The 23,540-nt window shown below is 72.2% G+C and carries 22 protein-coding genes, 1 tRNA gene and 1 pseudogene; 14 read left to right on the forward strand and 10 right to left on the reverse strand.

Features of this window, described 5'->3' with window-relative positions; all coding sequences use genetic code 11:
* The first annotated feature begins 20 nt into the window (after positions 1–20).
* The 3 genes from ACQ393_RS05680 (at position 21) to ACQ393_RS05690 (ending at position 2,918) form a co-directional block, all read left to right on the forward strand.
* Positions 21–1,196: a DNA polymerase III subunit delta' gene (locus ACQ393_RS05680; RefSeq protein WP_430645858.1), complete on the forward strand. Its 1,176-nt coding sequence runs from the start codon at positions 21–23 to the stop codon at positions 1,194–1,196.
* Entirely contained in the window at positions 1,193–2,719 is a 1,527-nt protein-coding gene (locus tag ACQ393_RS05685; protein WP_430645859.1) for an alpha/beta hydrolase, read from the forward strand. The genes ACQ393_RS05680 and ACQ393_RS05685 overlap by 4 nt, the downstream gene beginning before the upstream one ends.
* Before the next feature lie 126 nt (positions 2,720–2,845).
* Positions 2,846–2,918 (forward strand) — tRNA-Thr (locus ACQ393_RS05690).
* An 86-nt stretch (positions 2,919–3,004) separates the two neighbouring features.
* On the opposite strand, the gene ACQ393_RS05695 is transcribed toward ACQ393_RS05690, so the two are convergent.
* On the reverse strand, positions 3,005–3,574 hold the full coding sequence (locus ACQ393_RS05695) for a dienelactone hydrolase family protein (RefSeq protein ID WP_430645860.1): 570 nt from the start codon (positions 3,572–3,574) through the stop codon (positions 3,005–3,007).
* Between the two features lie 67 nt (positions 3,575–3,641).
* Here ACQ393_RS05695 and ACQ393_RS05700 point away from each other — a divergent pair, with 67 nt between their 5' ends.
* A complete protein-coding gene (locus tag ACQ393_RS05700; RefSeq protein ID WP_430645861.1) occupies positions 3,642–4,226 on the forward strand; it encodes an ArsR/SmtB family transcription factor in 585 nt (194 codons plus the stop codon).
* Between the two features lie 15 nt (positions 4,227–4,241).
* Here ACQ393_RS05700 and ACQ393_RS05705 read toward each other — a convergent pair whose 3' ends face one another.
* Together ACQ393_RS05705 and ACQ393_RS05710 are read right to left on the reverse strand one after the other, a co-directional pair.
* Positions 4,242–4,919 carry a response regulator gene (locus ACQ393_RS05705; RefSeq protein WP_430645862.1) on the reverse strand — a complete coding sequence of 226 codons (678 nt, stop codon included), beginning with the start codon at positions 4,917–4,919 and terminating at the stop codon, positions 4,242–4,244.
* On the reverse strand, positions 4,916–6,067 hold the full coding sequence (locus ACQ393_RS05710) for a sensor histidine kinase (RefSeq protein WP_430645863.1): 1,152 nt from the start codon (positions 6,065–6,067) through the stop codon (positions 4,916–4,918). Before ACQ393_RS05710 ends, ACQ393_RS05705 begins: the two co-directional genes overlap by 4 nt.
* Positions 6,068–6,238: 171 nt before the next feature.
* Between ACQ393_RS05710 and ACQ393_RS05715 the strand changes: the two genes are divergently transcribed.
* Positions 6,239–6,970 (forward strand): hypothetical protein, encoded by a 732-nt coding sequence (locus tag ACQ393_RS05715; protein WP_430645864.1) that lies wholly within the window; start codon positions 6,239–6,241, stop codon positions 6,968–6,970.
* Between the two features lie 121 nt (positions 6,971–7,091).
* Here the strand turns inward: ACQ393_RS05715 and ACQ393_RS05720 are convergent, their stop codons facing one another.
* Together ACQ393_RS05720 and ACQ393_RS05725 are read right to left on the reverse strand one after the other, a co-directional pair.
* Positions 7,092–8,015, reverse strand: a complete 924-nt coding sequence (locus ACQ393_RS05720) for an SGNH/GDSL hydrolase family protein (RefSeq protein WP_430645865.1) — start codon at positions 8,013–8,015, stop codon at positions 7,092–7,094.
* An 11-nt stretch (positions 8,016–8,026) separates the two neighbouring features.
* Positions 8,027–8,845 (reverse strand): SGNH/GDSL hydrolase family protein, encoded by an 819-nt coding sequence (locus tag ACQ393_RS05725; protein ID WP_430645866.1) that lies wholly within the window; start codon positions 8,843–8,845, stop codon positions 8,027–8,029.
* Between the two features lie 109 nt (positions 8,846–8,954).
* Between ACQ393_RS05725 and ACQ393_RS05730 the strand changes: the two genes are divergently transcribed.
* The 5 genes and pseudogenes from ACQ393_RS05730 (at position 8,955) to ACQ393_RS05750 (ending at position 14,431) form a co-directional block, all read left to right on the forward strand.
* Entirely contained in the window at positions 8,955–9,944 is a 990-nt protein-coding gene (locus tag ACQ393_RS05730) for a Gfo/Idh/MocA family protein (protein ID WP_430645867.1), read from the forward strand.
* A complete protein-coding gene (locus tag ACQ393_RS05735) occupies positions 9,934–11,265 on the forward strand; it encodes a M20/M25/M40 family metallo-hydrolase (protein ID WP_430645868.1) in 1,332 nt (443 codons plus the stop codon). The genes ACQ393_RS05730 and ACQ393_RS05735 overlap by 11 nt, the downstream gene beginning before the upstream one ends.
* Positions 11,266–11,337: 72 nt before the next feature.
* Positions 11,338–12,870, forward strand: coding sequence for a D-alanyl-D-alanine carboxypeptidase/D-alanyl-D-alanine-endopeptidase (locus tag ACQ393_RS05740; RefSeq protein ID WP_430645869.1), 1,533 nt, complete (start codon positions 11,338–11,340; stop codon positions 12,868–12,870).
* Between the two features lie 95 nt (positions 12,871–12,965).
* A pseudogene (locus tag ACQ393_RS05745) lies at positions 12,966–13,538 on the forward strand (isochorismatase family protein); the annotation flags it as partial.
* A gap of 122 nt (positions 13,539–13,660) precedes the next feature.
* Positions 13,661–14,431, forward strand: coding sequence for an alpha/beta fold hydrolase (locus ACQ393_RS05750; protein ID WP_430645870.1), 771 nt, complete (start codon positions 13,661–13,663; stop codon positions 14,429–14,431).
* A gap of 12 nt (positions 14,432–14,443) precedes the next feature.
* Here ACQ393_RS05750 and ACQ393_RS05755 read toward each other — a convergent pair whose 3' ends face one another.
* Positions 14,444–15,424, reverse strand: coding sequence for a helix-turn-helix domain-containing protein (locus tag ACQ393_RS05755; protein ID WP_430645871.1), 981 nt, complete (start codon positions 15,422–15,424; stop codon positions 14,444–14,446).
* A gap of 212 nt (positions 15,425–15,636) precedes the next feature.
* Here ACQ393_RS05755 and ACQ393_RS05760 point away from each other — a divergent pair, with 212 nt between their 5' ends.
* Positions 15,637–17,175: an APC family permease gene (locus ACQ393_RS05760; protein WP_430645872.1), complete on the forward strand. Its 1,539-nt coding sequence runs from the start codon at positions 15,637–15,639 to the stop codon at positions 17,173–17,175.
* Here the strand turns inward: ACQ393_RS05760 and ACQ393_RS05765 are convergent.
* The gene (locus ACQ393_RS05765) at positions 17,172–17,747 is read right to left on the reverse strand and encodes a hypothetical protein (protein WP_430645873.1); all 576 of its coding nucleotides are present in this window, start codon (positions 17,745–17,747) and stop codon (positions 17,172–17,174) included. The genes ACQ393_RS05760 and ACQ393_RS05765 overlap by 4 nt on opposite strands.
* 85 nt (positions 17,748–17,832) lie before the next feature.
* Between ACQ393_RS05765 and ACQ393_RS05770 the strand changes: the two genes are divergently transcribed.
* Together ACQ393_RS05770 and arr are read left to right on the forward strand one after the other, a co-directional pair.
* The gene (locus ACQ393_RS05770; protein WP_430645874.1) at positions 17,833–19,857 is read left to right on the forward strand and encodes a primary-amine oxidase; all 2,025 of its coding nucleotides are present in this window, start codon (positions 17,833–17,835) and stop codon (positions 19,855–19,857) included.
* Positions 19,858–19,947: 90 nt separating this feature from the next.
* Positions 19,948–20,358, forward strand: coding sequence for an NAD(+)--rifampin ADP-ribosyltransferase (gene arr / locus ACQ393_RS05775; RefSeq protein ID WP_430645875.1), 411 nt, complete (start codon positions 19,948–19,950; stop codon positions 20,356–20,358).
* A 54-nt stretch (positions 20,359–20,412) separates the two neighbouring features.
* Here the strand turns inward: arr and ACQ393_RS05780 are convergent, their stop codons facing one another.
* Both ACQ393_RS05780 and ACQ393_RS05785 read right to left on the reverse strand, forming a co-directional pair.
* Positions 20,413–21,000: a TetR/AcrR family transcriptional regulator gene (locus ACQ393_RS05780; protein WP_430645876.1), complete on the reverse strand. Its 588-nt coding sequence runs from the start codon at positions 20,998–21,000 to the stop codon at positions 20,413–20,415.
* 155 nt (positions 21,001–21,155) lie between these two features.
* Positions 21,156–22,589 (reverse strand): aldehyde dehydrogenase family protein, encoded by a 1,434-nt coding sequence (locus tag ACQ393_RS05785; protein WP_430645877.1) that lies wholly within the window; start codon positions 22,587–22,589, stop codon positions 21,156–21,158.
* A gap of 124 nt (positions 22,590–22,713) precedes the next feature.
* On the opposite strand from ACQ393_RS05785, the gene ACQ393_RS05790 reads away from it, so the two are divergent.
* Positions 22,714–23,340, forward strand: a complete 627-nt coding sequence (locus ACQ393_RS05790) for a MarR family winged helix-turn-helix transcriptional regulator (protein WP_430645878.1) — start codon at positions 22,714–22,716, stop codon at positions 23,338–23,340.
* A gap of 35 nt (positions 23,341–23,375) precedes the next feature.
* On the opposite strand, the gene ACQ393_RS05795 is transcribed toward ACQ393_RS05790, so the two are convergent.
* The gene (locus tag ACQ393_RS05795; protein ID WP_430645879.1) at positions 23,376–23,540 is read right to left on the reverse strand and encodes a hypothetical protein; all 165 of its coding nucleotides are present in this window, start codon (positions 23,538–23,540) and stop codon (positions 23,376–23,378) included.

The raw sequence follows: 23,540 nt of genomic DNA on the forward strand, positions 1-23,540 counted from the left end.
GCCGAAGGTAGCGTGGGAACGTGACCGTGTGGAGCGACCTGACGGGTCAGGATGCCGCGATCGACGTGCTGCGTGCCGCCGCCGCGGCGGCCGCGTCGTCTCGGGCGTCCTCCGACATGACGCACTCGTGGCTCATCACCGGCCCGCCCGGGTCCGGGCGCTCGAACCTCGCCTACGCCTTCGCCGAGGCGCTGCTCTCCGGTCGTCCCGACGGCGATGAGACGACGCGGGCGCAGGTCACCGCTCGCAGCCATCCCGACCTGCACGTGCTCGCGACCGAGGGCGTCATCATCAAGGTCGCCGACGTGCGGAAGATCGTGGAGCGCTCGCACTACGCGCCGTCCGTCGGCCATCACCGGGTGATCGTCGTCGAGGACGCCGACCGCATGACGGAGCAGACGTCGAACGTGCTGCTCAAGGAACTCGAGGAGCCGCCGGAGCGCACCGTCTGGATCCTCTGCGCGCCGAGCGAGGCCGACCTGATCCCCACGATCCGCTCGCGGGTGCGCTCGGTGCGGCTCCAAGTGCCGGGCGTCGCCGCGGTCGCCGACCTCCTCGTGCGGCGCGACGGCGTCGACCGCGAGCTCGCACGACGCGCCGCGCGCGAGGCGCAGAGCCACATCGGCATGGCGCACCGGCTCGCCACGAGCGCCGAGGCCCGCGACCGCCGCGACGAGACGCTGCGCCTCGCGCTGAACGTGCGTTCCACCCCCGGCGCCGTGCTCACGGCGGCACGGCTCATCGAGATCGCCGGCGACGATGCGAAGGCCATCACCGAGCTCCGCGACGCGGAGGAGCGCGAGCACACCCTCCGCTCGCTGGGCGTCGCGCCCGGCCAGGCGGTGCCCGCGGCGCTCCGGTCCCAGATCCGCGCGCTCGAGGAGGACCAGAAGCGCCGCGCCACCCGGAGCCTGCGCGACGGGATCGACCGCATCCTCGTCGACCTCGCGTCCCTGTTCCGCGACATCCTCGTCACCCAGCTCGGCGCTGAGGTCGACCTCGTGAACCGCGGGATCGCCGACGATGTGGCGCGCGCCGCCGCGTCCGCGACGCCGGCCCAGACGCTCGCGACGCTCGACGCCATCCAGGAGGCCCGCATCCGCATCGAAGCCAACGTCCAGCCCACGCTCGCCCTCGAGGCGATGCTCGTCGCGGCGATCCGGCGGCCCGAGCCGGCGCGCGAGGTCCGTTCGTGAGCGCGCGTCGCCGACTGCTCGCCGGCGCGGGCGCCGTCGCGGCATCCGCCCTTATGCTCACCGGATGCAGCGCGCCGTCGTTCCTCGCAGGCGGGACCGACCGCTCCGAGCCCACCGGCGAGACGGTCGCCGCCGAGCTCGAGCCGTTCTACTCGCAGGTGCTCGAGTGGGACCGCTGCGACGACGTGTGGTGTGCGACCGCCACCGCGCCGCTCGACTGGAGCGACCCCGGCGCGGGCGAGATCGAGCTGGCACTCGTGCGCAAGCCCGCGAGCGGCGAGAAGCTCGGCTCGCTGCTGGTGAACCCCGGTGGACCCGGCGGATCGGGGTTCGAGTTCATCGCCGAGTCCCTCGACTACGCGACCGGCCCCCGCCTCCAGGACCGGTTCGACGTGGTCGGCTTCGACCCGCGCGGCGTCGGCCGGTCGAGCCCGGTCACCTGCTTCGACGCGGCGGAGATGGACGACTTCCTCTACGGCATCGTGCCCGCCGAGCGCGGCAGCGACGAGTGGATCGCCGAGGTGACCGAGGCCAATCGCGAGTTCGGCCAGGCATGCGCCGACGAGACCGGCGAGCTCCTCGGCAACGTCGACACCGTCAGTGCGGCGCGCGACCTCGACCTGCTCCGCGCCATCCTCGGCGACGACCGGCTGAACTACCTCGGATACTCCTACGGCACCTTCCTCGGTGCGACGTATGCCGGGCTCTACCCGGAGAAGACCGGGCGCCTCGTACTGGACGGCGCCGTCGATCCGACGGCGAGCAGCCAAGAGGTCAGCGTGGCGCAATCCGTCGGCTTCGAGGATGCGCTGAAGGCCTACCTCGGGGACTGCCTCGACGGCGACTGCCCGTTCTCCGGGTCGGTCGACGACGCCGCCGACGAGGTCTCCCGGCTCCTCGCGTCGGTCGAGCGGAGCCCGCTGCGCGGCAGCGACGGGCGCATGCTCGGCGCCGACGCGCTCGTCATGGCGATCATCTACCCGCTCTACAGCGCGGAGAGCTGGCCGTACCTCAGCGAGATGTTCGAGTCCGTGATGTTCGGCGAGGCCGACACGGCACTCGCGTTCGCCGACCTCTACTACGGCCGCGAACCGGACGGAACGTATCTCGACAACTCGACCGAGGCCTTCCGTGCGATCAACTGCCTCGACGACACCTACGACGACGACCCCGTGAAGATGCGCACCGACGCCGAGGCGCTCGCGGCGGCCGCGCCGATCATCGGGCCGTACTTCGGCTTCGGCGACATCGGCTGCGCGCAGTGGCCGGTCGCCGGCGACGCCGAGCGCGGCGCGATCACGGCCGAGGGCGCCCCGCCGATCATGGTCATCGGCACGACCGGCGACCCGGCGACGCCGTACCAGTGGGCCGAAGCGCTGGCCGAGCAGCTCGAGTCCGGCTTCCTCGTCAGCTACGAAGGCGAAGGACACACGGCCTACCGCAAGTCGAACGCCTGCGTCGACGACACCGTCGAGGACTTCCTCATCGACGGCACCGTGCCGGCGGCCGACCCGAAGTGCTGAGAACCGGCGGCAATTCGCTCGACGCCGGGCCCGCACCGCGCGGCGGGGCCGCGTGGTCATGAGCGCTCCGAAAACCCGCTAACATGGTCTCTCGTGCCGTCCGCTGCGAAACGCGACGGATGCCACGCCGCCTTAGCTCAGTCGGCAGAGCGATTCACTCGTAATGAATAGGTCGTGGGTTCGATTCCCACAGGCGGCTCGACTCGAAGGGCCCGGACGACGTCCGGGCCCTTCGTTCGTCCCGGCCTGAACGGCCGCCGCCGCGGCGGGACCGGCGGCCGTCGCTCAGAGCGCCGCGAGGAACGCCCGCACCCGCTGCATGAGCAGCGCGGATGCCTCGGGGTCGTACGCGTCGAGCGACGAGTCGGCGAAGAGGTGCTGGTCGCCGGGGTAGATGAACAGCTCCGCATCCGGCGTGGAGGCGACGAGTTCGCGGGCGGCCGGCAGGTCCTCATCGAAGTACTCGTCGCCCTCCTTGCCGTGGACCTGCACGGGCACGCCCTCGGGCCAGGCTTCCCCGAACTCGGACACGGGGATGCACGAGTACATGAGCAGGGCGCCGCGGGCTCCGGGCCGAGTCTGGGCGAGCTGCTGGGCGATCGTCACGCCGAAGGAGAACCCGGCGTAGACGAGCCCGGATCCGAGCCCCTCGGCCGCATCGGCGCCCCGCTTCCGGATCGCATCGAACCCCTGCTCGCGTACGAAGGCGAACCCATCCTCGAGGCTGCCGAAGGTGCGGCCATCGAACAGGTCGGGGGTGTGCACGGTGTGCCCCGCCGTGCGGAGCTCGTCGGCGAAGACGCGCACCCCGTCGGTGAGGCCCTGGATGTGGTGGTACAGCAGCACGTCGGCCATGTCAGTGGCGCTCCTCGTCGATTGATCCAAACTACTCGAACAATCGGCGATGCTAGTCTGATCGATCATGGAGGACAACCCCCCGGACTACGAGCTCGCCGATCGGATGGCGCTCACCGAGCCGGCGCAGGTGCAGGCCATCGCTCATCCGCTGCGCACCACGATCCTGCAGCTCCTCCACGAGCGTGCCGCGACCGTCACCGAGCTCGCCGCCGCGGTCGGTCGCCCCAAGAGCACGGTCGCCCATCACGTCGACGTGCTCACCCGCAACGGCCTGCTGGCCGTCGTGCGCACGCGCCGGGTACGGGCGATCGAGGAACGCTTCTACGGGCGCACTGCGCGCATGTTCCACGTCACGGCGGAGCCGGCGACGAGCGGGGCCGACCTGCCGCGCGACTTCAACGACTTCGAGGTCGCCGCGCGCGAGTCGGCGACGGCATTCGAGCAGGGCACGCTGTGGGGCTTCATCCGGCACGCACGCATCTCTCGCGACCGGGCGTCGCAGTTCTGGGAGCGGATGGCCGCCCTCGTCGACGAGTTCGACCGGATGCCGCGGTCGGGCGAGACCGTGTACGGATTCGCGGTCGGCATCTACCCGACCGACCACCCGACCCTGCCGCACGGGGAACGCACGGACCGCGACGACGCCTGACCGGTCTCGCGAGGCTCAGGACGTGGCGGCCTCGCCGGGCCGCACGAGGCCCGACTCGTACGCGAGGATCGCGATCTGCACGCGGTCGTGCGCGCGGAGCTTCGTGAGCAGCCGAGAGACGTAGGTCTTCACGGTCGACTCGCTGAGGAAGAGCGTCGCGCCGATCTCGGCGTTGGACCGGCCGCGCCCGACGAGGCGGATGATCTCGAGCTCGCGCTCGGTGAGCTCGAGGTCGGGCGGCAGGGCCGATTCCGGGGAGGGAACGGACGCGAACCGCTCGAGCAGCCGTGCCGTCACGGCCGGCGCGAGCATCGCGTCGCCACGCGCGACGACGCCGACGGCGTGCACGAGGTCGGCCGGGGGCACGTCCTTCAGCAGGAACCCGGATGCCCCTGCGCGCACCGCGGCGAACACGATCTCGTCGAGGTCGAACGTCGTCAGTGCGAGCACCCGGCTCGACGGGTCCCCGTCGAGGATGCGGCGCGTGGCCTCGATGCCGTCCATGACCGGCATCCGGATGTCCATGAGGACGACGTCGGGGTCGAGTTCGGCGGCGGCCGCGACCGCCGCAGCGCCGTCGCCGGCCTCTCCGACCACCTCGATTCCGGCCCGCTCGAGGATGAGTCGGAACCCCACCCGTACGAGTTCCTGGTCGTCGACGAGGAGGACGCTCGTCGATGCCGCCCCGGTCACGAACCCGCCTCGGTGGGGAGGGAGGCGCGGACGCGCCATCCGCTCGGCCCCGGCCCCGCCTCGATCGTGCCGCCGTACAGGGCGACGCGCTCGCGCATGCCGAGGAGACCGTGCCCGGCGGGGCGTGCGGGAGCGGCGACATCGCCGTCATCGGTCACGGTGATCTCGACGCGGTCGGACGAGCGATCGATGGCGACCGAGGCCGAGGCTGCTCGCGCGTGGCGTCGGACATTGGTGAGCGCCTCCTGCACGACCCGGTAGACGGCGAGCTGTCGGCCGGCAGAGAGATCGCTCGTGTCGTCGGCCCGGAAGTCCACGACGAGTCCCGTGCCGCGCGCCTGCTCGATCAGCTCGGGGATACGGGCGACGCCCGGCTGCGGCGAGAGGGCATCGTGGTCGTCCTCGCGCAGCAGCTCGACGACGCGTCGGACCTCCGCCAGCGCGTCGGTGCCCGTCGTCCGGATCGCCTCGAGCGCCCGACGGGCGGCCGCTGCATCGACGTCGACGACCTCGGCCGCGGCGCCGGCCTGGACCACCATCACGCTCACCGAGTGCCCGAGGATGTCGTGCAGCTCGCGCGCGATCCGAGCACGTTCCTCCGCGACCGCACGGAGAGCGGCCTCGCGGGCGTCGCTCTCCGCCGCGATGGCCCGCACGGCGGCATCCGCCGCCCGCCGCTCGGAGACCCGCATGCCGATGCCGACGAGGAAGATCGTGATCAGCACGCCCCAGTGGAAGAAGACCTCGCTCGGGCCCTGCAGCTCGGGGACGAAGAGGTCGGCGAGGATGACGGTCGCGAAGATCGAGCCGCACACGATGGCCGACGTCCGGGCGCTGCCGTGACGCGCGCCGGTGTACAGCGCCAGGGCGACGGGAAGGAAGCTGCCGAAGAAGAGCACCTGCGTGTCGCCGGCGGTCCCGATGAAGCACGCGACCCACGTCAGCGGGACGCCGACGAGCGCGAGCGGCGCGACCCGACGTACCGCGAGCAGCACCGCGCAGATCACGATGGCGACCGAGCTCAGCACCGGCGAACCCGTGCCCTGCACCGATTCGAACGGCACCCACACCTCGGCGAGCCCGAGTGCGGCGACGAGCGCGGCGACGGCGACGTCCTGGGCGAGATGCCAGCGGGTGCGGCGGTCCACGACCGCAGGCTAGCGGTCCGGGCCCCCAGGCGGAATCTCCGAGCGGTGATCGGCGAGTCGACTTCGGGTGATCGTGGCGGTGCGTGGGACCGATGACGTCGACGGCGCGGCCTTCATAGCTTCGTGCCGACGCCGCGGAACGGCCGCGGCCGACCGAGGGGAAGTCCGTCCATGTCCACGTCCCGTGCACTCCCGTCCGTCCGCCGGGTGCTCGTCGCCGGCTCACTCGTCGCGGCCATCGTCCTCGCCGCGATCGGGATGCTGCTGCAGCCCGAGTTCCCAGCAGACCCGAACGAATACGTCGAACTCCTGGCAGGCTCGGCATCCGCCGCGATCGGGCTCCAGCTCTTCCTGTGGTCCCAGGTGTTCTGGGCGATCGGGCTGGTGGGCCTCGCCCATGCGACGAGTCACCGCACGCCCGTGCTCGCCACGCTCGGCGCGGCCTGCAGCGGTCTCGGAGCGTTCGGTCACGCCGCCTACGGCGGGGCGAGCCTCGTCACGCTCGGCATGGCGCGGTACGCCGTGGACTCCGGTGACCTCGAGGGGGCTCAGGCCGCGTTCGGCGCCACCCAGGGCGGCGACTTCGCGCCGTACCTGCTCGCCGGGCTCGGCGGCACCGTGATCGGCGTGATCCTCGTCGCGGTCGCGCTCCTTCGATCCGCGGTCGCACCGCGCTGGGTCGCGATCGCGCTGCTCGCCTGGGTCGTGATCGAGTTCGTCCTGCCGAACTTCCTGGCGGGTGCGTGGATCACGTACACGTCGCTCGTGGTCGGCGTCGTCGCCTTCACGGGCGCCGCGGTCGCCGTGCTTCGCGGCGGCTCGCGCGCCTGGACGACGATGCTCGAGGCGGGATCGCCGGAGCGCGACGCGGCGGCGCCGGTCGGGGCAGCGACAACGCCCTGACCGGTCGGGCTCCCGGCGCGCGGCCCGCCCCGATCGCCGCCGCCCGCCGGCGCACGGAGGACCCGGACGTTCGTCCGGGTCCTCCGTGCGCTCGCCCGGGTCCTCGGGGCCTGTGCACGACCTATGGGAGCGGCACCGCCCGGATCGCCGTGGCGTACGCGGCGTGCCCGGTCGCGTTCGGGTGGAAGGCGTTCACGGTCGAGGTGGTGAGCCATTTCCAATCGTTGATCCACGGGCTCGTGCTGCCGATGCCGTGGCCGGCGAAGTCGTCCTCGACGTCGACGAACACGGCGCCCGCGGAGGTCGCGGCGGCTTCGACGACGTTGTTCAGGTCGACCGTCTCATCGTTCACCTCGTCGGCCCAGGAGTACTTCGGGTTCACGCCCGACGTGTTCTCCCAGAACAGCAGCGGGTAGCCGGCGACGATCACCTTCGCACCGGTGGCCCGGGCCTGGATCCCGTCGACCACCGCGACGATGCCGGCCGCGAACTCGGGCGACGCCACGATCGCGGCGCCGGCTGCGATCTTCGACGAGCACGACGAGTTCACGATCACGAAGCAGTTCTGCATCACGTCGGCGAAGCCGACGTCGTTGCCGCCGACCGTGACCGTCACCAGCTTCGCCGTCGTCGGGATCATGGCGATCTGCCGGGCGAGCACGTCCGCCGTGTCCTTGCCCGAGCACGCGGGGAAGGCGACGAGCTTCTTGTCCGCATCGGCGTCGAGGAGCTTCGGGTAGCTCTTCGAGCTCGTGTAGCACGTGCCCTCGAGATAGCTGCCGGCGCCCACGCCGGCCGCGAACGAGTCGCCGAGCGCGGCATACTCGAGCTCGGTCGTGCCGCCCCCACTACCGCCGCCTCCGCCGGGCTTGCCCGGCTTGTCGGGCTTGCCTGCCGCGACGGCGGCGGATGCCGCATCCGCAGGCCCCGCGACGGCGGTGCCGAGCACGAGCGCCAGGGCGGCCAGGAGGGCGGCGACGAGCAGTGCGATGCGCCGGCGCTCGACGGGCGAGGACGCGATGGTCACCGCTTCGGCCTTCGACATGATCGCCGCCCCTAGCTCGTCAGCACCGCGAGGATCGCGTCGCGGTAGACGGCCTGACCGGTCGCGGTCGGGTGCAGGAAGGTCAGCGGATCGAACTGATCGGCGCCGAGCCACGGCTCGGGCGTGCCGACCTGGTGCCCGACGTACGCGAAGGCGAGGCTCGTGTAGTCGACGTTCGCACCGGCGCCGGCCGCGCCCGCCGCCGCCGCGCCGATCTGGGAGTCGAGTGCGAGGGTCGCGGCGTTCACGGTGTCGGTCAGCGCGCTCCACCCGCTCACGAACGGAACCGGGTAATCGGTCACGATGATGCGCGCGTTCGGTGCCCGCTCCGCGATGGCGACCAGCAGCCCGCCGAGCTGCTGCCCGATGACCCCGGAGGCCAGCAGCTGCTGCGCCTCGGCGATCGCCGTCCCGCACGCGAGCGACTCCGGGGCGGGCGCGCAGATCGCGAGGATCTCGCCGACGCCGAGGTCGTTGCCGCCGACCGTGATCGTCACGAGCGTCGTGCCGCGGTTGACCTGCGAGAGCTGGGTTTCCGCGACATCCGAGATCGTCGCGCCGCTGCAGGCGGCCTGTCGGAGCAGGTTGGTCCTCGGTACCGCGTCGAGCAGGACGGGATATGCGGCATCCGACCTGAGGCAGCCGTCGAGCGGGATGCCGGCGCCCTGCCCGGCCGCGTACGAATCGCCGAGCGAGACGTACCTGTTGACGGGGTCGGGCGGAGCCGCGAGGGCGGATGGAGCGGCGCCGAAGAACACGGCGACGAGGGCGACCGTGGCCCCGGCGATCGAGCCGACGATGCGGCTCCTTCGGTTCGAATGTGCCGACATGGCCGAAACCTAGCGGGAAGGTGAGGTTCCCGCATATCCCAGAACAGGTGTCATCTGGACATCGACCTCCGGATCCGCACGGGGGAGGCTCGCCGCTAGGCTGGCGCGCATGACGGCACGACTGCCATGGGGCATCCTCGCGACGGGCGGCATCGCCCGCCTCTTCACCTCCGACCTCGTCCGCAACGGCTTCGACGTGCGCGCCGCGGGCTCGCGCTCACTCGACTCCGCGCGGGCGTTCGCCGACGAGTTCGCCATCCCGACGGCATACGGCAGCTACGCCGACCTCGTGGCCGATCGCGACGTCGATGCGATCTACATCGCCACGCCGCATCCGTGGCATGCGGCATCCGCCCTCGCGGCGATCGAGGCGGGCAAGCACGTGCTCGTCGAGAAGCCGTTCACGCTCAACGAGGCCGAGGCACGGCTGGTCGCCGACGCGGCGCGCGCACACGGCGTGCTCGCGCTCGAGGCCATGTGGACCCGCTACCTGCCGCACATGGTGCGGATCCGCGAGATCATCGCCGCGGGCACCATCGGCGAACTGCGATCGATGATCGCCGATCACACCCAGAAGCTCTCCGACGACCCCGCGCACCGCCTCAACTCGCTCGAGCTCGGCGGCGGCGCGCTCCTCGATCTCGGCATCTACCCCGTCTCGTTCGCGTGGGACCTGTTCGGAGCGCCCGCGGTGATCCAGTCCACGGCCATCTTCAAGGAGACCGGCGTCGATGCGCAGGTCGCCGTGCAGTTCGGATACCCCGAGGGCCGCATCGCATCGACCTTCTCGGCGAGCGACTCCCGCGGTCCGAACCGCGCACTCATCCTCGGCTCCGAGGCGCGCATCGAGATCGACGGCGTCTGGTACACGCCGACCGGCTTCCGGGTGATCGGCCACGACGACGCGGTCCTCGAGGAGTACTCCTCCGAGGTGAACGGCCGCGGCATGCACTACCAGGCGGCCGCGCTCGAGCAGCTCGTCGCCGACGGCCGGCTCGACGGCGGCGACATCCTGCCGACCGAGGAGTCGGTGGCCATCATGGGCACGCTCGACCGCATCCGGGCCGAGATCGGGCTGCGCTACCCGGGTGAGGACTGACGCCGCAGGCGGGGGAGCCGCCGCGATGCCGCCGAGCGATGTCGCCGAGCTGACCCGCCGCCTCGTCGCGATCGATGCGACGAACCCCTCGCTCGTTCCAGGCGGGGCCGGCGAGCGGGAGCTCGCCGAGGTCATCGCGGCCTGGCTCGCCGAGCGCGGGTTCGAGGTGCGCCTCGTCGGAGCGGATCCGACCCGTCCGAGCGTGCTCGCCCGGCGTCGCGGCACCGGTCGCGGTCGCACGCTGATGCTCGCCGGGCACCTCGACACCGTCGGCGGCGGAGGCAGCGGGGCGGACGCCTCGGGGCGGGCACCGGAGGCGGATGGCGCGGCCGGCGACCCGATGGCGGATGCCGCCGGCGGCGCCCGCTCCGACCGGGTCGTCGGTCGTGGCGCGTACGACATGGCCGGGGGCCTCGCCGCCGCGATGGTCGCTGCTGCGGCGGCACCGGGCGACCTCGCGGGCGACATCCTGCTCGCGTTCGCCGCCGACGAGGAGTTCGGCTCGGTCGGCATGGAGGAACTCCTCGCGGCGATCGACGCCGATGCGTCGGCACCCGATGCGTCGGCCTCTGTCGAGCACACCGCGGCATCCGACGGGCGGGCCGCGGCATCCGGCGGAGGCGCCGTCACGCCCGCGCGTCGGGCCGGTCGGCCGTCCGGCGCGGTGGTGCTCGAGCCGACCGACCTCGAGGTCACCGTCGCCCACCGCGGCTTCGCCTGGTACCGCGTCGAGTACGAGGGCGTCGCGGCGCACGGTTCGCAGCCCGAGCTCGGTGTCGATGCGGTCCAGCGTGCGCTCGACGGGCTCGTCGCCCTGCGCGAGCTCGGCCGCGACCTCGGCGCGCGGTCGCGGCATCCGCTGCTCGGCACCGCCAGCGCCCGCGTGGCCACCATCGAGGGCGGGACGGATGCCGCGACCGTCGCCGACCGATGCGTGCTCGTCGTCGAACTGCGCACCTTGCCCGGCGACCCAGATCCGGGTGCCGAGGTCGCGCGCGTGCTCGCCGCGTCGGGGCCCTCCCGGATCGTGCCGCTCGTGGCGCGACCGGCGATGGAGTCGGCGACGGATGCCGCGATCGCCCGGTCGGTGCTCCGCGCGGTCGAGGAGATCACGCGTGCGCCCGCCGTGCGGCGGGGCGACCCGTGGTGGACGGACGCGGGCCTCATCGACGAGGCCGGCATCCCGGTCGTGCTCGTGGGGCCCGAGGGCGGCGGAGCCCACGCGGACGAGGAATGGGTGTCCGTGGCGTCGCTCGAGACGCTCACGGCGGTGATCGGCCGCGTCATCGTCGACTTCTGCGGTGCTCCCGCCGAGCGCTGAGGCGTCCGGCTCGCGGCGCCGGCCGCAGGCGGCACTCGGGACTCGTCCGGGCGGCCTCCGTACAATGCCCGGGTGCGCGACGAGACGGATGCCGCGGGCGCGACGCCCGAACCGGGGGAGACCCGCTCCCCGGGCGACCCCGCCGCGCCGTCGTCGTCGGAAGCGTCCGACGGTCGCCGGCCACGCGGCATCCGTGCGCTGATCGCCGAGCACCGCGTGCTCGCGGCCGCGGCCGGGGTCGCCGCCGTCGGGCTTGTCGGCACCGCCGTCGCGTTCGCCGCGACGATGCCCGGCGACGAGTCGACGCCGGTCGCGAGGGTCGCGCCGTCGCCGACCCAGACCCCGAGCGCGACGCCCACGCCGACCCCCACCGCGACGCCCACCCCCGAACCCGCCGCGCGCGTGCGGACCTGCTCGGTCGCCGGGCTCGCGGCAGATCCGCGACTGGCGAACCTGCAGGCGCAGGTCATGAACGCGGAGACCGGCGAGGTGCTCTTCGACCGCGGTGGGCTCACGGCCTCGCGCACCGCGAGCGTCATGAAGGTCGTCACCGCGGCGGCGGCGCTCGCCGTGTTCTCGCCCGACGACCGATTCGCGACCACCGTCGTGAAGGGCTCCGAACCGGGTTCGGTCGTGCTCGTCGGCGGCGGCGACCTGACCCTTTCGCGCACCGCGACCGGGAACGAGACCGTCTATCCCGGCGCGGCCCACCTCGACGACCTGGCCGCCCAGGTGCGCGCGGCGTGGAACGCCGATCCGTCCAACCCGCCGCTCACGAAGCTCATCCTCGACTCGTCGTACTTCGGCGGGGAGACCTGGCACGCGAGCTGGGCGGCGACCGAGCGCGAGCTCGGCTACATGCCCGAGATCACGGCGCTGATGGTCGACGGCGATCGCGACGACCCGTACGCGAACACCTCGGGGCGCGGCGCCGACGCGGTCGGCCGTGCCGGCGACGCGTTCGCCGCCGAGCTCGGCGGCATCTCGGTCGTCGAGCGCGGCGCGGCGCCGGCCGGCGCGACCGAGCTGGGTCGGGTCTGGTCGCCGACGGTCGCGCAGCTCATCGACAAGTCGCTCATCGTCTCCGACAACACGGTCGCCGAGATGCTCGCGCGGCAGGTCGCGATCGCGGTCGGAACCGGGAACACGTTCGAGGCGATCGACCCCGCCGTGCGCCAGGCGCTCGAGACGTACGGCATCGCGCGCGGCGGCATCCGCGTCATCGACGGTTCGGGGCTCTCGCCCGACGACGCGGTGCCGCCCGCCTACCTGACGCGGCTGTTCGCGAAGGTCGAGGCGCGCGAGGGGAACCTCGGGGTGATCCGCGACGGCCTCCCGGTCGCGGGCCAGCGCGGATCGCTGTCCTACGCCGACCGGTTCGCGGGCGACAACGCCGTCGCGGACGGCGCGGTGTTCGCCAAGACGGGCTGGATCGACACGGGCTACACGCTCGCGGGCATCATCCATGCCCAGGACGGCACGACCCTGACCTTCGCGATCTACGCGCTCGGCGACGTCTCGCAGATCACGGCCGACGCGAAGGTCGCGATCGACACGCTCGCGACCGGCTTCCACCGCTGCGGCGACGAACTCTCGAACGAGTGACCGAGGGCCTGCCGAGGCATCCGCGAATCGCGACAGAATGGGAAGCGGCGGCCGGAGCAACCCCGCCCGAGACCCGAGGAGCGAAGGAGCCGATCATGAGTCGGGCCCTGTTCATCATCGACGTGCAGAACGACTTCACCGAGGGCGGCGCGCTCGGCGTCGACGGCGGTGCGGCCGTGGCCGCCGGCATCACGGCGTACCTCGCCGAGCACGCGGAGCGCTACGACCTCGTCGTCGCCTCACGCGATTGGCACAACGCCGACGACGACAACGGCGGGCACTTCGCGACGGACGCCGCGCCCGACTACGTGGTGACGTGGCCGAAGCACTGCATGGCCGGCACGCCGGGCGCCGAGTACCACCCAGCGCTCGACACGAGCGCCGTCGACGTGCACATCCGCAAGGGGCAGGGTGTTCCGGCGTACTCGATCTTCGAGGGTACGGACGACTCGGGCGCGTCGATCACCGAGGTGCTCGAGCGCCACGGCATCACCGACGTCGACGTGGCGGGCATCGCGACCGACTACTGCGTGCGCGCGAGCGCGCTCGACGCGATCGAGCACGGGCGCCACGTGCGCGTGCTGCGCGACCTGGTCGCGGGCGTCGCGCCGGAGTCGTCCGAGGCGGCGATCGCCGAGCTCGGTCATGCCGGCGCCGCGATCGTCGACTCGTCGGAGCTTCCGCCGGGCGAGGTCGGCGAGGGCCGCGACGACCATGCGGACGACGGGCCCGATCAGGACAGTGCGACGGATGCCGCCGGCGGGCCGGCCGATGATGAGGCGGGTCGCGCGTGATCCCGCAGGCGTCATCCGCGCCGCTCCTGCACGCCGAGTCGCCCGACGGGGTGCTCATCGCCTATCGGGTGCACGGCGACGACGCCGAGTCGGGCCGTCCTCCCGTGCTGCTCGTGCACGGCTTCGCGTCCGACTCGACCGTCACGTGGGAGGGCACGGGGTGGGTGCGCGCGCTCGTCGAGTCCGGGCGACGCGTGATCACCACCGATCTCCGCGGGCACGGAGCGAGCGACAAGCCCGTGACCGCCGACGCGTACGCGCCCGACCGGCTCGGTGCCGACCTAGTCTCCGTGCTCGACTCGGCGGGCGCGCCGCGCTGCGACGCCGTCGGCTACTCGATGGGCAACCGCGTGATCTCCGCGCTGTGCGAGCTCGCCCCCGACCGGGTGCGGCGCGTCGTGGTGGGCGGCGCCGGCCCGACCGAGCTCTTCGCGACCTGGGACGTCGAGGACGCGCGCGGCTACCTCGTGGACGGGACGCCGCCGCGGAACCCCGTGATCGCGCAGGTGCTCGGGCCTGCGATCCGCGCGGGCGCCGATCGCGATGCGCTCCTCGCGTGCGTCGAGGGCGTCTCGGGCGCCCCGCTGGCGATCCCCGGAGGCATCCCCGTGCTGTTCGTCGCGGGGGAGGAGGACCCGGTGCCCCTCGGGGTCCAGCAGCTCGCCCTCGACTGGGGGAGCGATCTCATCACCATCCCCGGTCGCGACCACGTGTCGACGCTCACGTCCCGCACGTTCAAGGACGCGGCGATCGACTTCCTCGTCTGAGCCCGGGTCGCCTCACGCGCCCGTGGCGCGCGCTCGCACGGCGGACGGCGGCTCGCCGAACTCGGCGCGGAAGGCGCGGCTGAAATGCGCGGCGTCGGCGAAGCCCCAGCGACCGGCGACCTGGCCGACCGGCCGGTGCGCCGCGAGCGGGTCCAGGAGTTCGCGGCGGCAGCGGTCGAGCCGCCGGGAACGGACCCAGCTGGAGACGGTGAGCCCTTCCTCGTGGAAGATCGCGTGGAGGTGGCGCGTGGAGATGAAGTGCGCCGCGGCGATCGACGCCGGCGTGAGGTCGGGGTCGCCGAGGCGGCCCTCGAGCCAGGCCTGGATGCTGCGAAGCATCGCCCGGTGGGGTCGGTCGGCGTCGCGGGCGACGTCGAGCTCGCGCGCGTAGAGCGTCGTCACGAGATCGACCGCGTTCCGGGCGAGACGGCCGCCGACGGCCCCGCCCAGCTGGTCGAGGTCGCCGGCGAGTTCGGCGAGGAAACGCGCGACGACACGGCCGAGCCCCTGGTCGCCCGCGATGCGGGCGGCGGTCATGCCCTGCACGGCGTCGATGGGCAGTTCGAGCATCCGGTGCGGCACCATGAGCACGAGCGTGCTGAAGGCCTCCTCGAAGACGAGCGTGTACGGCGAGTCGGTGTCGTAGATCGTGAGGTCGCCGGGCCGGAGCACGGCCTCTCTGGAGTCCTGGATGAGCAGGCCGGTGCCGGAGAGCTGGAGTCCGAGCTTGAACGAGCGATGCTCGGACCTCGCCACGAGTTCGGGCGTCCGGTGGATCTCGTGGCCGGTCGCGGTGACCACGGAGAGGTGGATGTCGTCGCCGACCGACGCGCGGATGTCGCCGCGGAACGCGTCCGGATCGTCGGAGCGCACGCGGAGCGGCACGAAGGACTGCGAGGCGAGTGCGCTGAACTCGGCGAAGTCGAGCGGTAGTGCGGAGGCGTCGAAGGCGGGCGCATCCGGGGCGAGTGCGGGGGAGGATCCGTGCGGCACGGGATGCACCTCATCTCTGGGCGGGACGTCGATGTCCGGGTCGAGAGGAAACTCTACGCTCGTTGAGCGAAATTCGACAGGGCGGGTCTGCGGTGGAGGTCAACCGGCGTACGCTCTGCGACAAGCCCGGGGCGGCGGCGCACGGAACCATGGGCTGGAACCGGGCGGTGCCGCCGTGGCTCGCCCTTCCGTCGACCAAGGGATCCCCAGCCATGACCTCCTCAACGACGACGTCGACGCCCGCGGCGACCGGTGCACTCGGCCACCGGCGCCTCGGCGTGCCATCCGTCACCCTCATGATCATCGCGGCGTCGGCGCCGCTGACCGTGGTCGCCGGCGGGGTGACCACGACCTTCGCCGTCACGGGCGTGATCGGCGTGCCGGTCGGCTTCATCGTGCTCGCCGCGGCCCTGGCGGTCTTCGCCGTCGGCTACGCGGCGATGAGCCGCTACGTCACCAACGCCGGCGCGTTCTACGCCTACATCGCGCAGGGCATCGGACGACCCTTCGGCGTGGGCGCCTCGCTCGTCGCGCTCGTCGCGTACAACGCCATGCAGGTCGGCATCTACGGACTGTTCGGGTTCCAGATGTCGATGTTCCTCGAGGCGAAGTTCGGCATCACCACGCCGTGGTGGCTGTGGATCTTCGCCTGCATCGCCGTCGTCGGCACGCTCGGCGTGAACCGCGTCGACCTGTCGGCGAAGGTGCTCGGCATCCTCGTCGCGCTCGAGTTCGCGGCCGTGCTCGTGTTCGACCTCGTCTCGTTCGCCGTCGCGCCCGAAGGCGTGAGTACTGCCGGCATCGAGCCCGCCAACCTGTTCGTCCCGGGTGTCGGCGCGGTGCTCTCCTTCGGCGTCGCCGCATTCATGGGGTTCGAGTCGGCGGCGATCTACGGGGAGGAGTCGAAGGACCCGAAGCGCACGGTCGCGCGCGCGACCTACGCCGCCGTCGCCATCATCGGCGTGTTCTACGCGTTCAGCGCCTGGGCGTTCACGGTCGGCATCGGACCGTCGCAGATCGTCGAGGCCTCGGCGACCTACGGTCCCGACCTCATGTTCGTCTTCATGGGCGAGCACGCACCGGCCATCGTGAGCGACCTCATGCAGGTGCTCTTCCTCACGAGCCTCTTCGCGGCGCTGCAGTCGTTCCACAACGCCGTCGCCCGGTACCTGTTCTCCCTCGGCCGCGAGGGCGTGCTGCACCGAAGCCTCGGCTCGGTGCGTGCCGCCTCGCGAGCGCCGTGGGCCGGCTCGGTCGCCCAGAGCGTGATCGCGATCGTCGTGACGCTCGGGTTCGTCGTCGCCGGCGAGGTCGTGGGGCTGAAGGCCGACTTCGCCCCGGTCGAGTTCCTCTACCCGGTCCTCACCATGTTCACGTGGCTCACGAACACGGGCGCGATGGGGCTCGTGCTCCTCATGGGCATCATCGCGATCGCGGTGATCGGCTTCTTCCGCCGCGATCGGCGCGGACTCGGGGCCTGGCAGACGCTGATCGCGCCCGCGATCTCCGCGGTCGTGCTGTTCGCGGTGTTCGTGCTCATCCTGGCGAACTTCAACGTGCTGCTCGGCCAGGCGGAGACCACCGCGGCCACGTTCGTGCTGCCCGCGCTGCTGATCGTCCCGGGCGTCGCCGGCGTCGTGTGGGGGCTCGTCATCCGGCGGCGGAACCCGGAGCTCTACGCCCGGGTCGGCCACGGCATCGAGGAGGCCGAGGCGGCCGTCGTCGAGGTCCCGGCGCACCGGGGGATCTAGGCGCCGAGCGTCGCCGCGAAGCCGGGAGCAGCCATGGCGGCGAGCATGACGGTCATGCTCGCCGCCATCACGCCGTGTCCGATCCCGCTGCGGCCCTCGCGCACCGCACGAACCGCGACCCAAGCCCCGAGCGCGACCACCGCGAGCACGACGAGCGTGCCTGCCGGGAGCACGGCCATGACGTGGGTGTGCGTCTCGTCGGTCGTCCCGGCGACGTCGCGGCCGGCGGCGGCCACGAGCCATCCGGCCGCGATGAGCGCCAGCGCGTGGTGCAGGTCGTCGAGGGGGCGGCCTCCGAGGCCGACCGGCCGGCGGCGCCTCGGCGAGGCGGATGCTCGGTCGCGCGACCGGTCCACGCGGGATCGGACGCCGATCGCGAGGCCCGCCAGGACGAGGATGCCCGCCCAGGCCACGCCCGGGAGCATGCCGGCGAGCGCCGTGTCAAGCATCGCGGCGAGCATCGCGACGGCGGCGAGCGCATCCAGGGTGCGGAGTCGCCGACCGCGGGCGAGCGTCGCCCCGGTCCCGGCGAGCGCGCCCGCGAGCATGACTCCGTGTGCGATCTCGGCCATTCGTTCCCCGAATCTTCCCTGTTCCGGCGAGTCCGGTTATATTACTCGACAAACGTAGAGAAAAACGAGGTGCACCATGACGACGATGTCGACCACCCGAGCCGCAGAGCGGCACCACTCGCACGATCCGGGCACGCCCGCCATCGACCCGATGCGCGGCCTCTCCGCCGACGAGATCGACGCGACGCGCGAGATCCTGGCCGAAGCCGGCCTCCTCACCGAGCAGACGCGGTTCGTGTACGTCGGACTCGACGAGCCGGCGAAGCCCGACGTCCTCTCGGGGGCCGAGCTGCCGCGCATCTCCCGAGCCCTGCTGCTCGACCGCGCGACCGGCGAATCCGCAGACGTGCGCGTGTCCGTCACCGACCGCGCGATCGTCAGCCGAACCGGGATCGACGGCGCGAACGGGCAGGTCCCGATCCTCGACGTCGAGTTCGAGGCGATCTACGACCTGCTGGGCGCCGAGCCCGAGTGGCACGAGGCGCTCGCCAAGCGCGGCATCACGCACGAGCAGGTCGCGCTCGCCCCGCTCTCGGCGGGGGAGTACGGATTCGAGGCCGAGCGGGGGCGCCGCGTCATCCGCGTGCTCGCCTTCATGCGGCACGACGAGCAGGACCACTGCTGGGCGCACCCCGTCGACGGGCTCTGCGCCTACGTCGACATGATCGAGGGCCGGATGTTCGAGCTCATCGACCACAAGGTCTACGAGATCCCCGCCGAGTCGGGCAACTTCGACGACCCGGAGGTGCAGGGCGCGCCGCTCGACACGCTGAAGCCGATCAGCATCACCCAGCCCGAGGGGCCGAGCTTCACCGTCGAGGAGGACCGGGTCAGCTGGGCCAACTGGCGGTTCTCGCTCGCATTCGATGCGCGCGAGGGGCTCGTGCTCCGCCGCATCCGCTACGTCGACGCCGACCAGGGCGGCATCGAGCGCGACATCGTCTACCGCGCCTCCATCGCCGAGATGGTCGTGCCCTACGGCGACCCGTCGCCCGCGCGCTTCTGGCAGAACTACTTCGACACCGGGGAGTACGTCTTCGGCCGCTACGCGAACTCGCTGCAGCTCGGGTGCGACTGCCTCGGCGAGATCCGGTACTTCGACGCCACCATCGCCGACGAGTTCGGCCACCCCCGCGTCATCCCGAACGCGATCTGCATGCACGAGGAGGACTACGGCACCCTCTGGAAGCACACCGACATCTACACGGGCTCGAACGAGGTCCGCCGCCAGCGGCGCCTCGTGATCAGCTTCTTCACGACGGTCGGCAACTACGACTACGGGTTCTACTGGTACCTCTACCTCGACGGCACGATCGAGTGCGAGGCGAAGCTCACGGGCGTACTCTTCTCGTCGGCCTACGACCCTGAAGCCGGCGACCACGCGAGCGAGGTCGCTCCCGGGCTCGGGGCCCCGTACCACCAGCACCTCTTCAGCGCGCGGCTCGACATGATGGTCGACGGCGTCGCGAACGCGGTCGAGGAGGTCGACGCGGTCCGCGTGCCGATGGGGGAGGGCAACGCCTACGGCAATGCGTTCACCAAGCGCACGACGCGCCTGCGCACCGAGGCGGAGGGTGCGCGCGACGCCGACCCCGTCGCCGGTCGCGTCTGGCACATCGTCAACACCGAGCGGCAGAACCGGCTCGGCCGCCCCGTCGGCTACGAGCTCCGGGCGGAGGGCACGCCGACGCTCCTCGCCGACCCCGAGTCGGTGATCGCCAAGCGCGCCGGCTTCACGCGCAAGCACCTCTGGGTCACCCGCTACGACCAGGACGAGCGCTACCCGGCGGGCGACCTCGTGAACCAGAACCCCGGCGGCGACGGCCTCCCGCGCTACACCGAGGCCGACCGCTCGATCGACGGCGAGGACATCGTCCTCTGGCACACCTTCGGCCCCACGCACTTCCCGCGCGTCGAGGACTGGCCGGTCATGCCCGTCGACTACGCGAAGTTCACGCTCAAGCCGTACGGCTTCTTCGGGCGGAACCCCACCCTGAACGTCCCCTCCTCCGAGGCGATGGGCATGGCCTGCCACACGGATGCCGCGGCCGGCGGATGCCACTGCGAGGCGGGCGCGTGCACGTGCTCGGGGCACGGGCACGGGGCCTGACGCCCGGGCGATCGAACGACGGCGGGCGGATGTCGCGGGGCGCGGCATCCGCCCTTCGCCGTCCCCGCAAGGAGGTCTACGCTGTCCCGGGTGGGCGACGCACTGGACGAGGGGCCGTTCTACCACGGCACGAAGGCCGACCTGGAGGTCGGGGACCTCGTGACGGCGGGGTTCCGCTCGAACTACCGCCCCGAGGTGGTCATGAACCACGTCTACTTCACGGCGCTTCCGGATGGCGCCGGCCTCGCGGCCGAACTCGCCGCCGGCGACGGCGAGCCGCGCGTCTACGCGGTCGAGCCGACCGGATCGTTCGAGGACGACCCGAACGTCACCGACCGGAAGTTCCCCGGCAACCCGACGCGGTCGTATCGGAGCACGGAACCGTTGCGGGTCGTCGGCGAGGTCGCCGACTGGACCCGGCTCGCGCCGGAGGCGCTGCAGGCGTGGCGGGATCGCCTGGCGGAGCTCGCGGCAGACGAGCGCGGCGAGATCATCAACTGACCCGCGCCACCGGCGCAGCGGCATCCGTCGCCTTCGACAGACCGCGGTCGGCGGTCAGCGCAGGAGGTCGAGGTAGCCGTCGAGCGATCGGGTCAGTCGGTCCGTGGCGGCGCTCGCCGGAGCGACGACCGCGATGACCTGCACGCCGTCGAGCATCGCCATGAGGTGATCGACGACGACCGGGATGTCGACGTCGTCGCGGATCTCGCCGAGGCGCTTGGCGTCGGCGAGGTGCCCTCCGAACTCGACGCGCCACTGGTCCATGGTGCGCTCGTGCAGGGCGAGCAGGTCGGGTTCATTGGCCGCGTACTCCCAGAACGGGATGACGATGCGCGCCTCGAGGATCCGCTCCTCGTCGAGGGGGAAGATCTGCAGCATCAGCTCGCGGAGGGCCGCCATGCCCTCGAGGTCGGCGCGCACGGCCGCGAAGCGCTCGTTCGTGGCGGCGAACACGTGCTCGAACGTCGCCCCGATCAGCTCCTCCTTGTTGCGGAAGTAGGGGAAGAGCCCGCCGTTCGCGACGCCCGACGCCTTCGCGATCTCGCGCATCGTGGTCGCACGGAACCCCTTCTCCGCGATCAGGCGCCAGGTCGCATGCACGATCTCGAGGCGGCGCGCGTCGTGGTCGACGATCTTCGGCATGGTCCCCTCTCGCGACGCCGCGGCGTCGGGGTCAACGATACGCGCCGCGGCGGGCCGACCTCGGCAGGCGGGGACGGGAGCGCGGCACGGCGAGGGCCGGGAGCGCGATCGCGCTCCCGGCCCATCCCTGCCCGCCCCCGCGGACGCTCCGCAGGTCAGCCGTTGACGACCTGCGGGACGCCGAGCGCCTTGAGGCCCTCGACGCCGAACTCGAGCCCGTAGCCGGACTGCTTCGCGCCGCCGAACGGCGCCATCGGGTGGACCGCGCCGTGCGCGTTGATCCACACCGTGCCGGCCTCCAGGCGCGCGGCGATGCGGCGCGCCTCGTCGCGGTCGGTGGACCACACCGACGCGCCGAGCCCGACCTCGACGCCGTTCGCCATCGCGATCGCCTCGTCGAGGTCGTGGTAGCGGATGATCGGCAGCGCCGGCCCGAACTGCTCCTCCTGCACGAGCGGCGCGGCGTCATCGATGTCGGCCACGAGCGTCGTCGGGTAGAAGTTGCCGGGTTGCGTGCGATCCGGGTCGCCGCCGAGCAGCACCCGCGCGCCGCCGGCCTTCGCCGACTCCACGAGCCGGTCGACGATGTCGAACTGCGGCCGGTTCTGCAGCGGCCCGAGCACGTTCGCCTCGTCGAGCCCGACGCCCATGGGCATCGCGCGTGCGACGTCGACGAGCGCCTCGCACACGGCGTCGTAGACCTCGTCATGCACATACAGCCGCTTCAGCGCGGCGCACGTCTGACCCGTGTTGATGAAGGCGCCCCAGAACACGCCCTCGGCGATCGCCTTCGGGTCGACGTCGGGCAGGACGATGCCGGCGTCGTTGCCGCCGAGTTCGAGCGTGAGGCGCTTGACCGTGTCGGCCGAGCTGCGGATGATCGCCTTGCCGGTCGCCGTCGAGCCGGTGAACATGACCTTCCCGATCGACGGGTGCGACGCCAGCGCCGCGCCGACGTCGCGGCCACCTGAGACGACCGAGACGACGCCCTCGGGCAGCACGCGGTTGATGACCTCGATGAGCGCGAGCACGCTGAGCGGCGTGTACTCCGACGGCTTCACGACGACCGTGTTGCCCATCCGGAGCGCAGGCGCGACCTGCCAGATGGTGATCATCTGCGGCCAGTTCCACGGCCCGATCGCGCCGACGACGCCGATCGGGCGGTAGTGCAGCTCCGCACGCGTCTCGCCGTCGTCGACGACGACCTCGGCCTCGAGCGGCGTCGCGGCGGCGGCCCGCATCCACCCGGATGCCGCGCCGACCTCGAAGCGCGCGTTGGGACCGTTCAGCGGCTTGCCCTGCTCGCGCGACAGCACGTGCGCGAGGGCCTCCGCCTCGGCGTCGATCGCGTCAGCCGCCCGCATGAGCAGTTCGCTACGGCGCTCGTGCCCGAGTGCCGCCCATGCCGGCTGGGCCGCCTTCGCGCGGGAAACCGCACGCTCGAGGTCCGCGACGGAGTGCACCGGGGCGTGACCGACGAGCCCGCCCGTCGCCGGGTCGAGGATCTCGCGGCGTTCGCCGTCCTGCGGCGTGATCTCGGCGAGCAGGTCGGTCTGCGTGTCGTCGAGGACAGGGATCGGGCTGTTCATGGCACCTCCACGTTGAGTCGGGGTTCCACGGTAGGCAGCGCACTCGTCCACCTCGTTGCCCGTGGGTGCGGCGCGCTTGGACGTGCGCGCACGAAGCGCTCACGGCCGGGACTAGGGTGTCAGGGTGTCCAGTCGTACCAGCGGTTCCGATTCGAGCGGGTACTGGTACGGTCCCGATGACGCGCGCATCGGGAGCGTCGACGTCCTGAACCTGCTGCGCCGCTACCGCGCCGCCGACCAGGAGATGCGGCGGCGCACGCGCGATTCGATGGGCATGGGCGAGACCGACCTGCTTGCGCTCCGGTACGTCCTGCGTGCGGAGCGCGAGGGCGAGATGCTGACGCCCGGCGTGCTCGCGAAGCTGCTCGGCATCTCGACCGCGTCGACGACGGTGCTCATCGACCGGCTCGCGCGGAGCGGGCACCTGGTCCGGCGGCCGCACCCGAGCGATCGCCGTTCGCTCGTCGTCGGGAGCACGACCGGGAGCGATGCCGAGGTGCGCGCGACGCTCGGGCGGATGCACCAGGCCATGATCGAGGTCGCCGACGGACTGGCGCCCGACGAGCTGGCCGTGGTGGCGCGTTTCCTCGCGGGCATGATCGAGGCGATGGAGCTCGTGGAGACGCACGCGCACGACCCGGCGGGCGAGGGCCCCACGACGGACGGTCCCGCGACGGACGGCTCCGGACACGACGACGCCGCCGGGCACCCTTCAGGTGCCGGCGGCGAGTCGGGCCCCACCGGGGGCTGATCACCGGGTCGCGTCGCGCGACCCGGTGGAGGCGATCAGACCCTCCGGCTGCCGGTGAGCATGCGCACGAGCCAGACGATCACGGCCAGCACGAGCAGGATGATGCCCACCCAGAGCAGGAAGTTCAGCGACTCCACGAAGCCTCCGGTGAAGAGCAGGATGACGGCGATGATTCCGACGATGATGAGCAGGATGTTCAC

Origin of the sequence: Agromyces sp. GXS1127, from assembly GCF_050565425.1 — a bacterium.
Taxonomy (GTDB): Bacteria; Actinomycetota; Actinomycetes; order Actinomycetales; family Microbacteriaceae; genus Agromyces.